The sequence below is a fragment of the Neobacillus niacini NBRC 15566 genome (assembly GCF_001591505.1).
Classification (GTDB): Bacteria; Bacillota; Bacilli; order Bacillales; family Cytobacillaceae; genus Neobacillus; species Neobacillus niacini.
The window spans coordinates 157243-170474 of the sequence record NZ_BCVA01000004.1; the positions used below are offsets into that span (position 1 = coordinate 157243).

Consider the following 13232-nt stretch of genomic DNA (forward strand, 5'->3'; position numbering starts at 1 on the left):
ATGATTGGAATACGTAATTGCTCCGGGAGGCACCATGAATAAATTTGAAAAAATATTACTAACCATCTTTTTTATTGAGGTATTTGTCGGCGGTGGGGGACGTCTAATTGACTTTGGCGTTTTATCAATCCGACAAGTTCTATTCTTACTGCTAATTTTCACTTTTGTTTTTCGGATTGTGAAGGAGAAGGCATTTTTTGATAAAAATATAAATACATTTTTTCGATTTAATCCTGTATCCATTGGGATTTATGCGCTTTTAGTATGGTTCGCAGCCAGTGCATTAATTGGTTATCTTAACGGCAATCCGCTTTCCATCATAGTTACGGATTTCTTAAGAGTTTCATACTTTGCATTGTATTTTCCATTAGCTTACTACATTGCGAATGAGCGATTTACTTTTGGTCGAATTATTCAGATATTAAAGTATAGTGCCCTTGCAGTTGCTATCTTTACCATTACTGTTGACTTGTTGGGGAAAACTGTTTTTGCTGCCAATTTTTATCCTTTCTATGTATTCATGAACACAATCATGAATGATGATTTATTTTTTCGTCCCAGCAACAGTGTCTTTTATAAGAGTCATTTATTTGTTTTAATTGCTCTTATTCTTTCATTGAATAATGTGTTGAATAAAAAATATCAAAGATTGGATATTGCAATTGTTATTCTAGCTTCAATTTCAGTACTTTGGTCAGAAACACGGGGATTCTTACTGGCATTCATGCTGAGTGTAATTATGATTATAGCGTTAGATGTTAAAATTATTGTTGATCCGATTAAGGGATTATCAAACAAGCTAAAAAAGTTGGTTCAAACTAATCAATTTATTAAAAAGTTTACACTATCGATATTGGTGTTGGTAGCAGTTCCATTTATGTTTCAATATATGACGCTTGAACGATTTGAAACGGCTCCTGTTGAACAAAATAACAATGCAATCGAACAACCTAAAGAAGTGGATGATGTTAGTGTAAACGCTCGAATGGAATTCATTGTTGCTTCTAAAGATATCCTTGTTATTCCTAAGTATCTAATCTTTGGAATGGGTTATGGATCAGAAGTGGCAGGTAGAACAGATGGGCTTGAAATGAGTTTTCTTGACATTTTATTGGAGCAGGGAATTATTGGGTTAGCTATTTGGGGATATTTATTTCTAATCGTTTTCTTTAATTACTATAGTGCCTACAAAAGAGGAAAACAACTTACAACTTTAGATATATCACTCATGGCTGCCTTTATGGGGATATTGTTGTTAACAAACATTAATCCATTTATAAACAATCCTATTGGAATTAGTTTCTTTCTTGTCATGCTAATCGTATCACAAGCAAAGAAAGAATTAAGGGCAAGTGAGGATATCCGATGAAAATAACTATGGTTATTGTTTTATATAAACTTAAACCAGAGGAAAGTAAAACGTTTCAAACATTAATTCAAGCTCTGTCTAAAAATAATCAATCTAATCAAGAAATAAAGCTGCTTTTATATGATAATAGTCCATCTAAGCATGATTTTAATCCCCTCAACTACGAGGGGATACATATTAGCTACCATCATGATCCACGTAATTTAGGAATTGCCACAGCGTATAATTTTGCCTGGTCCGTTGCAAAACAAAATGGAAGTACCTGGCTGCTATTGCTGGACCATGATACAGAAATAACAGGTGGTTATTTACATTCAGTTTTTAACCATCTTGATATGCCTAGTGATGTTGTAGCCGTTATCCCAAAAATTAATAGTGAGAACATAATGATTTCTCCTGTTTTCAGTGATTCTCTTCGACCGCTAAAAGAGGCTCGTCCTGCTCCTGGTCTTCAGGAGAAGCCGGTCATGGCTATTAATTCTGGCACATTAATAACGATAAATTTTTTAAATGAAATAAATGGTTTTAATAAAGACTTTCCACTTGATTATTTGGACCATTGGTTCTTTTTTGAAATCTATAATAAAGGCCGTAAAGTATGGTTGATGGATGCTACTTTAGAGCATGAGTTATCAGTCATGGATTATTCTAGAGTTTCATTAGAACGTTATCAAAGTATCTTGGACTCCGAAAAGAATTTTTACCTGCACTATAAAAAAGAACTGTGGCCTTCTTATAGAAAGCAGTTGGCAAAACGTTTTCTTAAACAAATGGTAACAGTTAAAAATAAGAAGATAGCTATGTGTACCTTAAAAGGGATTTTTTCGTAGTAGGTGTAAAAGGAAGTTGGGTATCTTTAAAAGAAGATACCTTTTTGCAGTGCCAACATAAATCGCTGAAATTTCGGGAATATTTAAAAAAAACATTGTAAACGAGCTTGTAGTTAAATTAAAAATATAACGTTTTTCTTACAATCATGTTAATGATTGTCTTTTTGTCACAACCTTCTTTATAATGGGGAATGGAAAACTTGTCAGTTTTTGTAGATAATAAATGTATATTCTAGGAGGGGTTTACATGAAAGGAATTATTCTAGCTGGCGGCAGCGGGACCAGACTATATCCTTTAACAAAAGTTGTTTCAAAGCAATTATTACCTGTATATGACAAACCTATGATCTATTATCCACTATCTGTTTTAATGTTAGCAGGTATCAAGGATATTTTAATTATTTCAACACCAGAGGATACAGAAAGATTCGAACAAATCTTAGGTGATGGCTCTGATCTAGGTATGAACTTTACATACAAAATTCAGCCGCATCCCGGCGGTTTGGCTCAAGCCTTTATTTTAGGTGATGAGTTCATCGGAGACGATAATGTGGCGCTTGTCCTTGGTGATAACATTTTTTATGGACATGGATTAACAGAACTATTAAAAAGGGCTGCTGCACGTGAAACTGGCGCGACTGTTTTCGGTTATTACGTTAACGATCCAGAACGTTTTGGTGTAGTAGAATTTGATGAAAGTGGAAAAGCCGTTTCCATTGAGGAAAAGCCTGAAGTGCCTAAATCCAATTATGCGGTCACTGGTCTTTACTTTTATGATAATCGTGTCGTCAATATTGCAAAAAGTATTAAACCGTCACCGCGTGGCGAATTAGAGATTACAGACATTAATAAAGCTTATCTAGAGATGGGCGAGCTTAATGTCGAACTACTTGGACGTGGTTATGCCTGGTTAGATACTGGTACACATGCATCCTTGCTTGAAGCTTCACAATTTATTGAAACGGTTGAGAAGAGACAATCATTAAAAATTGCCTGCCTGGAAGAGATTGCTTACAAAATGGGCTATATTTCAAAAGAGAAATTAATAGAGCTGGCAGAACCACTTAAGAAAAATCAATATGGTCAATACTTAATTAAAGTTGCAAACCAAGGAAGATAATCGATAAGCGAGGTACGAACATGAATATTATTGATACAAAAATACCTGATTTAAAAATTTTAGAACCCAAAGTTTTTGGGGACCACCGCGGGTACTTCATGGAAAGTTATAATAAAGAGTTATTTGAATCATTAGGCTTACACTATGATTTTGTTCAAGATAATCAATCGTTATCTGCGGCTGTTGGAACGCTTAGAGGCCTTCATTTTCAATTAAATCCTAAGGCGCAAACAAAGGTGGTACGCTGCGTGACGGGAGCCATCTATGATGTTGCGGTTGATATCCGTCAAGGTTCTCCTACATATGGACAATGGGTGGGAGTCATTTTAAGCGAGTATAATAAGCGTCAGCTTGTCGTTCCAAAGGGATTTGCTCACGGCTTTTGTACACTTGTTCCAGATACTACGGTCGCTTACAAGGTAGACGAATATTATTCTCCTGAGCACGATGGCGGTATTCTTTGGAATGACCCAGAATTAGGTATTGATTGGCCGGCAGCTAATCCGATTCTTTCTGATAAAGATACGAAGCACCCAACGTTACGTGAAGCTACTCATTTAAATTTTGTGTACGAGAAATAGGAGGCAAAAGCAAATATGAAGTTATTAGTTACAGGCGGAGCTGGCTTTATTGGCAGCAACTTTGTCCGTTATATGGTAAATAAATATCCTGAATACAAAATCGTTAATCTTGATTTGTTAACATATGCAGGGAATCTTGAAAACCTTAAAGATATTGAAAATGCAGCTAATTATAAATTTGTTCGTGGTGACATTGCTGACCGTGAATTTATTAATGGCCTTTTTCAAGAAGAGAAGTTCAACTATGTGTTGAATTTTGCAGCAGAATCCCACGTTGACCGCAGCATTACGGATCCTGGAATCTTTGTTCAGACAAATATCCAAGGAACATTGGCACTCTTGGATGCGGCTAAAACATTTGGTGTTACAAAATATCTTCAAGTTTCAACAGATGAAGTTTATGGAACTTTAGGTGAAACAGGTTATTTCACTGAAGAGACTCCATTAGCAGCAAACAGCCCATATAGTGCAAGTAAAGCTGGTGCGGACTTACTTGTTCGTGCGTATCATGAAACGTTTGGTCTTCCTGTGAATATTACACGCTGCTCAAATAACTATGGTCCTTTCCACTTCCCTGAGAAGCTTATTCCATTAATGATCATCAATGCTTTACACGATAAGGAACTGCCGATTTATGGAGATGGGTTGAACATTCGTGATTGGCTTCATGTTGAAGACCACTGCCAAGCAATTGATCTTGTTCTACACAAAGGACGTAATGGTGAAGTGTACAATGTCGGCGGCAATAATGAACGTACAAACATTGAAATCGTAAAAACTATTCTTAAGCATTTAAACAAGCCAGAGTCTCTAATGAAGTTCGTTACAGACCGACCTGGTCATGACCGTCGTTACGCGATTGATGCAACGAAGCTTCGTACAGAGCTAGGCTGGTCACCAAAATATAACTTCGATACAGGTATTGAACAAACAATTAATTGGTATCTGAATAATCGTGAGTGGTGGGAAAACATCATCTCTGGTGAATACCAAGATTATGTGAAATCTCAGTATGGCGACAGATTAGGGGTAGAATAATGAGGGTTGTTGTAACAGGTGCTGCGGGTCAGCTGGGCAAGGATGTTCTTTTAGAGTTGAATAGGAAGAACCACCAAGCCTATGGATTAGATCGTCAGCAATTAGATATTACGATTGAAGAGGACGTTATGGCTTATATTAGTGAGGTAAAGCCTGATGTCATTCTTCACTGTGCAGCCTACACAAATGTAGACGCTGCAGAAGAAAATGAAGATGCAGCTTACGCAGTCAATGCTGCTGGTACGGAATATTTGGCAAAGGCAGCCAAGCTTAATGGAGCGAAAATGCTCTATGTGAGCACGGATTATGTTTTTGATGGCAGTGCAAATGAACCCTACGAGGTGGATGAGCCAACGAAGCCCCTAGGTGCTTATGGACGAACCAAGCTGGCTGGTGAACAGCTTTTACAAAAGCACTTGAATGAGTTTTTTATTGTTCGTACTGCTTGGGTGTTTGGTATCCATGGAAATAACTTTGTTAAAACAATGCTCCGTCTTGGCAAAGAACGTGGAGAAGTCGGTGTGGTACATGATCAGGTTGGTTCACCTACCTATACAGTCGACCTTGCACAGTTTATGGTTGAATTAATGGAAACAGATAAATATGGAGTGTACCATGCAACGAACAGCGGTATTTGTTCCTGGTATGAGTTTGCGGTAGAAATATTTAATCAGGCGGACTTGAATGTAAAGGTCAATCCGTTAACAAGTGATCAATTCCCTCGTCCTGCGGCAAGACCTAAATATTCAGTGTTAAGCAAGCGAAGGATTGACCAGGAGGGTCTTAACCCTCTACGGGATTGGAAAGAAGCCCTCGCTGCTTATTTAGAAGAGTCAAACGCATAAACTTTTCAGGTTACTAAGCCCCTTTCATAAAGAAAGGGGTTTTTATGTTTTGAAAAAATACTTTGTGGAAATATACATTTATGTAACCTTAATAAAACTTTAACCGTCTATAATATTGGAAGAGAATAAATTTAATGTAGCATTTTGTCTAAACGTGAATGGTATTACTAAACAAAGAATTCAATTTCATTCCTATTACACAAGTATTATTCTATTTTCATTTATCTTTCAATCTTATTAAAGTGCGGTAAATTGTCATATAACCTAGTTTATTTCTATAATGGACTATGCTATAATCCATTAGGATACGTAAATCGGTGAGATTAATTAAACTATTAAAGTAATAAAAATATAGATACGTATAACATGGAGGGGCATATGCTTTATATTACTCTAGCTACCTGTTTTTTTGCGTCCATTCTACTTACACCGCTAGTAAAGAAATTAGCATTTAAAATAGGAGCAACGGATAAACCAAATCAAAGGAAAGTCCACTCACGTATTATGCCTCGACTTGGAGGATTAGCGATATTTCTTAGCTTTATTATTGGAACACTCATTAGTAAACCCAATTATTTAATGTATGGAGAATTTCATTGGTCCATTATTATCGGAAGTTTCATTATTATCCTAACTGGTATGGTAGACGATGTGAAGGAAATTTCTCCAAAAATAAAACTGCTTGGCCAAGTAGCTGCTGCTGCAGTTGTTGTAATCTATGGCGGTTTGAAGGTGGAATTTATCAACCTGCCATTTGGCGGTATTATTGATTTTGGTTATTTAAGTATACCAATCACTATGATTTGGATTATTGGAATTACAAATGCAATTAATCTTATTGACGGTTTAGATGGTTTAGCAGGCGGAGTTTCGACGATTGGATTATTTTCTATCGCAGGAATGTCCATGATAATGGGTAACCAATATGTTACCATTATGGCTCTTATAGTGGCAGCTAGTACGATTGGATTCCTTTTTTACAACTTTCACCCTGCAAAGATTTTTATGGGAGATACTGGTGCTCTGTTCTTAGGATATATGATTGCTGTACTTTCCTTGCTTGGTTATAAGAATATTACATTTATTTCATTGATTATTCCTGTTATTATTCTTGGCGTTCCAATTTCTGATACATTCTTTGCGATTATTCGCCGTCTTGTTAACAAACAGCCATTATCGGCACCAGATAAATCACATCTTCATCACTGCTTGTTGAAAATAGGATTTACACATCGTCAAACGGTTTTATTAATTTATGCGATGGCTGCGCTGTTTGGTTTAGCTGCGTTTATCTTTTCACAATCAACCGTTTGGGGTTCTATCATTGTGATACTGGCGTTATTAATTACTATAGAATTGGTTGTTGAGAGTATAGGGCTTGTTCGTGAAGATTATAAACCGCTGTTAAAGTTTATCAAAGGTCTCAGACCAATTAATGTGAAAAATAGATAATTCGTATAAATAAGTCTAAAACATTGTTTTAGGCTTTTTCTTTTTCTCTTGCAGACCTGCACCAAGATTAACATTTTCTCATTTATTATAACTAAAGGAGAGGATAAGTAATGTTAAAAATTTCTTGGGATGCAGGACATGCTGGCTTCGGTGTTACACCAGGTAAACGTGCGCTTGACAACTCCATGTATGAATGGGACTTTAACGATGGTGTAGTTGACTATGCCATGGAAGCTCTATCACATTACGAAAATGTCGAACAATTACGTGTTGACGACCCTTCCGGTAGAGTAGATGTACCGTTGTCTGAGCGGGCAAATCGGGTAAATCAATGGGGTTCACACCTCCATATTTCCGTACATGGCAATGCAGCCACACCATCGGCCAACGGAATTGAGACATTCGTTCATCCGTCCGCTTCATCACTAAATCGTGAAATAGCGTTGCATATTCATAATTATGTGATTAACCGAACTAATCGGAGAAACCGTGGTCTGAAGGAAGCGGATTTTCAAATTTTACGAACAACAAATGCGGATAGCCTGCTAATTGAGGGCGGGTTTATGACAAATCCTGAAGAATTAGCGTTAATGAAAACAAATGAATACCGTGCTACAGTCGGCCGGGCTATTGCAGACGCGATTGTGACAAAATTTAATTTAAAGAGGAAGAATCAAGTGGTAAACCAGCTGACAAACGTAATTCGTTATATAGATACTGGTGGTTATGCAGGTCCAGCCTTGTTAGAAATGCACAATTATCTATTGAAGACCGGACATAATTATGATACAAAGCGGGGAACAGATGGTTCAATTATTTTTTTAGTCGGTCCATTTGATACAGGTATGGCAAATTATCAAGAAGCCACTGTCTCAATATCAAAATTTGATAGCAATATGAGGATACTGACCCGAGAACAAGCGGCTGAGTGGAGAAGATAAGTTAGAATGTAATCGATCTATTAGAATAAAAAGTTCATAAGTAAACACGGAGTCTAAACATAGTTTTAGACTTTTTTTTTGATTATTTTAAAATATTTTTCCTATATTTTACTTTACAATCCCCGTTTTCGAAATTACTTTTATGGATATGATACTATCGAGGAGGTTCGCAATGTTTTTTTTTACCTTGATAGTATGTTTTGTCATATCCATTCTTATTACTCCACTTATAAAAAAGTTAGCTTTGTTTATAGGAGCTACGGACAAGCCAAATCAGCGAAAGGTTCATCAGTCCACCATGCCGAGGCTAGGCGGTTTAGCCATTTTTATTAGTTTTATTGTGGGGATCATGATTTTTAAACCCATAAACCCAGCTTCCATATCCATTTTAATTGGTAGTACGATTATTGTTATTACAGGAATTCTTGATGATTTACTGGAGCTTTCAGCAAAGTATAAGTTAATTGGTCAATTAGCAGCGGCTTTTACGGTCGTTTTCTTAGGTGACCTGCAGGTTTTTTTCGTCAATCTTCCGTTTGGAGGACAGTTGGAGCTTGGTTACTTAAGTATTCCCTTTACCATTCTTTGGATTGTTGGAATTACAAATGCTATTAACTTAATTGATGGCTTAGATGGACTAGCAGCTGGCGTATCCTGTATTGCCTTGGTGACAATTTCATGGATGGCACTTATCCAAGGGAATTTGTATGTAGTTGCAGTCGGTACGATTGTCTTAATGGGCACATTAGGCTTCCTCTTCTATAACTTCCATCCTGCAAGTATTTTTATGGGTGATACAGGTGCATTGTTTTTAGGATTTATCATTTCAGTTCTCTCCTTGTTAGGATACAAAAACGTAACGTTTATTTCCTTTATCATTCCGGTAATTATACTTGGTGTTCCTATATCAGATACTTTTTTTGCCATCATGCGAAGGATAATAAATAAACAGCCGTTATCTGCTCCTGATAAATCACATTTGCACCATTGTCTATTAAGACTGGGTTACTCTCACAGGCAAACCGTGTTATTAATTTATGCGATGGCAGCCTTTTTTGGACTAGTTGCTGTTATTTATTCACAAGCGAGAATCGGCGTCTCCATTTTCTTAATCTGCCTGATTATTTTATTAATGGAGTTTATTGCCGAGAAGATTGGTTTAATGGGGAACAACTTTCATCCATTACTAAAGATTTTACGTATGTTTGGTATTACGACGGTAAAAGACCGATCCTAAAAAAAAGTGACTGACTCAAAATGGCACAATCTGTGGCATTTGAGTCAGTCACTTTTTTCTAAAGTAAAACTTCCAAATAATCTGTTTCGCCTTTTGTAAGACCGGCCTGTCCGTTTGTAAGTTCCGTTAACCATTCAAAAAACGTACTTACTTGGTCATCATTTACGTATACTTCAACTTCAACAATATCAAGATAATGAATTTCCTTTATGATATATTCTGACTCCCGGAGTTCTTTTTCAACTTTCCCAAGCCAAGTATAATCAATTTTTACATGAACAATTTGAACAAGTCTTCTTTCAACAATACCTGCTGCTTCTAAACCCTCCGAAGTAGCCTTTCCATAGGCGCGAATCAATCCGCCGGCACCTAATTTAATCCCCCCAAAGTAACGGGTAATTACGACCACCGTATCTTTCAGTTTCTTTTTTTTCAGCACTTCAAGAATCGGAACGCCAGCAGTGCCGCTGGGTTCACCGTCATCATTCGCTTTTTGAATTTGGTCATTTTCACCTACCAAATAAGCTGAACAATTATGATTGGCGTCCCAGTATTTTTTCTTTAGGATTTGGATAAATTCTTGCGCTTCCCCTTCATTTTCCACTCTCTTAATATGGGCAATAAAACGTGATTTTTGAATAACTATTTCATGTTCGGAAACTTCTTTCCTAACTGTTAGATACCGAGATAGCATGGTTTCTCCCCCCAATATTCTGTTACAATATAATAAAAAAAACACGGGTGTAATATAACTTTAATATAGAAATAATTTTCCCGTGTTATAATATATAATGTTCAAATAGTGAAAATCAATTTTCTTAAAATAGTAGTTTTGCTAGTAACCATTATACTACTTAGGAACTATACACAGTTGGGAAATTTTTTGGTTTAATGCTTAGAGATAGTAAAATCTTACAATTAGCGTTAAACTAGAAAAAAGGTCTCTGGAGGAGAGCATGGCGAAAATTCAGAAGATTAATGTGAAATCGATTGATGAAATCCGTGAAGAGATGATTGAAACGGTCACGAGCAGTAAAAGTGATATCTTTCAAATAAGTGAGCAATGCCGAAAAGACTACGAAAATATGACAACTGAATTACGCACCATTCAAGAAATGATGGTGAAATTGAATGCTGAAGAGGATCGTCTAGAAGAACTGGTACTAAAGGCGAGATTAACCTTATCAGAGCTTAGTATGAATTTTAAAGCATACACCGAAGCTGAGGTGAGGGAAGCTTACGAGAAAGCACATCAGCTACAAATGGATTTGTCTATCAATTGGCAGTATAAAAAACAACTATTGGATAAACGAGCGGACCTCGAACGCAGGCTGCTCGGATTGGACGAAACGATTGATCGTGCCGACCAGCTTATTTCGCAAATATCGGTGGTCATGAATTACCTCATGAGCGACTTAAAACTTATGGGTGAAGAATTACAGAATGCAAAAGCCAAGCAGGATTTTGGCTTGAAGATTATTGAGGCCCAAGAAGAAGAGAGAAAACGACTGTCTAGAGATATCCACGATGGTCCTGCGCAAATGCTTGCAAATGTTATAATGAGATCTGATTTAGTGGATCGTGTTTACCGGGAGCAAGGGCCAGAGGAAGCTTTTAAAGAGATTGGAAGCTTTAAAAAAATGGTTCGTGCTGCACTCTATGAGGTCCGAAGAATTATTTATGACCTTCGTCCGATGGCCCTTGATGATTTAGGCCTAGTGCCAACCCTCAGAAAATATTTACAAACCATCGAAGAGTATCATAACAAGTCTAAAATTGAGTTTATTCCGATTGGTATAGAACGCAGACTTCCAACCAAGTATGAAGTCGGTCTATTCCGATTGATTCAAGAATCGGTGCAAAATGCATTAAAGCATGCCGATGCTTGTGAAATAAAAGTAAGACTGGAAATGACCAGAAATGAATTAACCGTTCTAATTAAGGATAATGGCTCTGGATTTGATACCAGTCAAAAAAAGCCTGAGTCATTTGGAATCATTGGAATGAGAGAACGAGTAGAGCTTCTTGAAGGAAATATAACGTTTGAATCTAAAATAGGAAAAGGAACGGCTGTTTTTATTGTCGTGCCATTACCATCATAAACGAAAATAAAATGCATTTACATTGGAGCAGGAGGGGAAATAAATGATGACGAAGATTGCGATTATCGATGACCATCAGCTATTCAGAGAAGGAGTTAAACGAATTCTAGAGTTTGAAAAAGCATTCCAGGTTGTTGCCGAAGGTGATGACGGAAGTGACGCGGTGACGATTGTTAATGCCTATAATCCTGATGTAGTGATAATGGATATAAATATGCCTAACATGAATGGAATCGAAGCTACACGTGAGCTATCTGAAAAATTCCCAGACACCAAGATTATCATCTTATCCATTCATGACGATGAGAACTATGTGACACATGCGCTGCAAACTGGAGCTAGAGGCTATTTGCTTAAGGAAATGGACGCAGACGCTCTTATTGAGGCGGTCAAGGTTGTGGCTGAAGGCGGCTGCTACTTACATCCAAAGGTAACTCATAATTTAGTAAACGAATACCGTAAGTTGACTGCGGGACGTACTGGCGGTGGTGCTTTTGTTCAAACGCTTGAATTAAGACGTCCGCTGCACCTGTTAACGCGCCGCGAATGCGAAGTACTACAAATGCTGGCTGATGGTAAGAGTAACCGCGGAATTGGGGAAGCATTATTTATCAGTGAAAAAACGGTAAAAAATCATGTGAGTAATATTTTACAAAAAATGAACGTCAACGACCGTACGCAAGCAGTTGTAGTAGCCATTAAAAACGGCTGGGTTGAAGTTCGATAATTTATTTAGGGGGCACGCACTCAAATTGGGCGTGCCCTCTATGTTTTTCATTGATTTTTAGATAGAATAGAACAAAACATATATTTAAGGATGATTCCAATATGAAAACAGCAGTTGTTACGGATAGTACTGCTTACATACCCAAAGAATTAAGAGATAAATGGAATATTCACATGATTCCGTTAAATGTTATTTTCAGCAATGAGGCGTATCAGGAAGAAGTGGATATTACGGCAGGACAGTTCTATCAACAGGTAAAGGAGAAGGAACTTCCAACCACCTCACAGCCTCCAATCGGACAGTTTGTCGAGCTGTTTGAACAATTATCTAAAGATTATGATGCTGTCATCAGCATCCACCTTTCCAGTGGGATCAGCGGAACTTTTGCTGGGGCTGTCACGGCAAGTACAATGGTGGAACATATTAAGGTCTATCCGTTTGATTCGGAGATAAGCTGTATGCCACAGGGATTATATGCAATTGAAGCTGCAAAAATGGCTTTAAATGGTGTGGACGCAGCTAATATTATGTCCCGTTTAATGGAATTGAAAAAAACCGCACGTGCCTATTTTATGGCAGATGACTTGTCCCACTTACAGCGTGGCGGACGTCTTTCCAGCGCGCAGGCGATTATTGGAAGTCTGCTTCAAGTGAAGCCTCTTCTTCATTTTGAGAACAAGGTGATTGTCCCATATGAGAAAATCCGTACCCGAAAAAAGGCAATGAAGCGAATTGTTGACCTGTTGGGAGAAGACGCTGCAGGCGGCGAGCCCTATCAAGCTGCGGTGATCCATGCTAACCGTGAAGAAGAAGCACTAGACTGGAAGTCAGAGCTTGAAACCATGTATCCAAACGTTGAATTCACGATAAGCTACTTTGGCCCAGTGATCGGAACACATCTAGGAGAAGGTGCCATGGGTCTAGGTTGGATGAGAAAATAATGTATGTTGAAGCCGGGCTGAAGCCTGGCTTATCAATTGTGTATGAGCT

Annotated in this window: 13 protein-coding genes; 12 read left to right on the top strand and 1 reads right to left on the bottom strand. The window is 37.6% G+C overall.

The window, feature by feature from the left end; genetic code table 11:
* Positions 1-34 precede the first annotated feature (34 nt).
* The 9 genes from BANA01_RS05470 (at position 35) to BANA01_RS05510 (ending at position 9413) form a co-directional block, all read left to right on the top strand.
* On the top strand, positions 35-1369 hold the full coding sequence (locus BANA01_RS05470) for an O-antigen ligase family protein (RefSeq protein ID WP_034674049.1): 1335 nt from the start codon (positions 35-37) through the stop codon (positions 1367-1369).
* Positions 1366-2199, top strand: coding sequence for a glycosyltransferase (locus BANA01_RS05475; protein ID WP_034674047.1), 834 nt, complete (start codon positions 1366-1368; stop codon positions 2197-2199). Before BANA01_RS05470 ends, BANA01_RS05475 begins: the two co-directional genes overlap by 4 nt.
* A 247-nt stretch (positions 2200-2446) precedes the next feature.
* The gene (gene rfbA, locus BANA01_RS05480) at positions 2447-3319 is read left to right on the top strand and encodes a glucose-1-phosphate thymidylyltransferase RfbA (protein WP_034674045.1); all 873 of its coding nucleotides are present in this window, start codon (positions 2447-2449) and stop codon (positions 3317-3319) included.
* A gap of 20 nt (positions 3320-3339) precedes the next feature.
* On the top strand, positions 3340-3900 hold the full coding sequence (gene rfbC / locus BANA01_RS05485; protein ID WP_034674043.1) for a dTDP-4-dehydrorhamnose 3,5-epimerase: 561 nt from the start codon (positions 3340-3342) through the stop codon (positions 3898-3900).
* Between the two features lie 15 nt (positions 3901-3915).
* Complete coding sequence (gene rfbB / locus BANA01_RS05490; protein ID WP_034674041.1) at positions 3916-4938, top strand: dTDP-glucose 4,6-dehydratase; 1023 nt, start codon at positions 3916-3918, stop codon at positions 4936-4938.
* Positions 4938-5783, top strand: coding sequence for a dTDP-4-dehydrorhamnose reductase (rfbD, locus tag BANA01_RS05495; RefSeq protein ID WP_034674038.1), 846 nt, complete (start codon positions 4938-4940; stop codon positions 5781-5783). Before rfbB ends, rfbD begins: the two co-directional genes overlap by 1 nt.
* Positions 5784-6161: 378 nt before the next feature.
* Entirely contained in the window at positions 6162-7235 is a 1074-nt protein-coding gene (locus BANA01_RS05500; RefSeq protein WP_063252003.1) for a glycosyltransferase family 4 protein, read from the top strand.
* A 110-nt stretch (positions 7236-7345) separates the two neighbouring features.
* Entirely contained in the window at positions 7346-8176 is an 831-nt protein-coding gene (locus BANA01_RS05505; RefSeq protein WP_052106319.1) for an N-acetylmuramoyl-L-alanine amidase, read from the top strand.
* Positions 8177-8348: 172 nt separating this feature from the next.
* Positions 8349-9413, top strand: a complete 1065-nt coding sequence (locus BANA01_RS05510) for a glycosyltransferase family 4 protein (protein WP_063252004.1) — start codon at positions 8349-8351, stop codon at positions 9411-9413.
* A gap of 58 nt (positions 9414-9471) precedes the next feature.
* Here the strand turns inward: BANA01_RS05510 and BANA01_RS05515 are convergent, their stop codons facing one another.
* Positions 9472-10107: a YigZ family protein gene (locus BANA01_RS05515; protein WP_063252005.1), complete on the bottom strand. Its 636-nt coding sequence runs from the start codon at positions 10105-10107 to the stop codon at positions 9472-9474.
* A gap of 262 nt (positions 10108-10369) precedes the next feature.
* Here BANA01_RS05515 and BANA01_RS05520 point away from each other — a divergent pair, with 262 nt between their 5' ends.
* From BANA01_RS05520 to BANA01_RS05530, 3 genes are all read left to right on the top strand, one after another.
* The gene (locus tag BANA01_RS05520) at positions 10370-11515 is read left to right on the top strand and encodes a sensor histidine kinase (RefSeq protein WP_063252006.1); all 1146 of its coding nucleotides are present in this window, start codon (positions 10370-10372) and stop codon (positions 11513-11515) included.
* 46 nt (positions 11516-11561) lie between these two features.
* Complete coding sequence (locus BANA01_RS05525; protein ID WP_157411733.1) at positions 11562-12242, top strand: response regulator; 681 nt, start codon at positions 11562-11564, stop codon at positions 12240-12242.
* A gap of 101 nt (positions 12243-12343) precedes the next feature.
* Entirely contained in the window at positions 12344-13183 is an 840-nt protein-coding gene (locus BANA01_RS05530; protein ID WP_063252008.1) for a DegV family protein, read from the top strand.
* Positions 13184-13232: the final 49 nt, after the last annotated feature.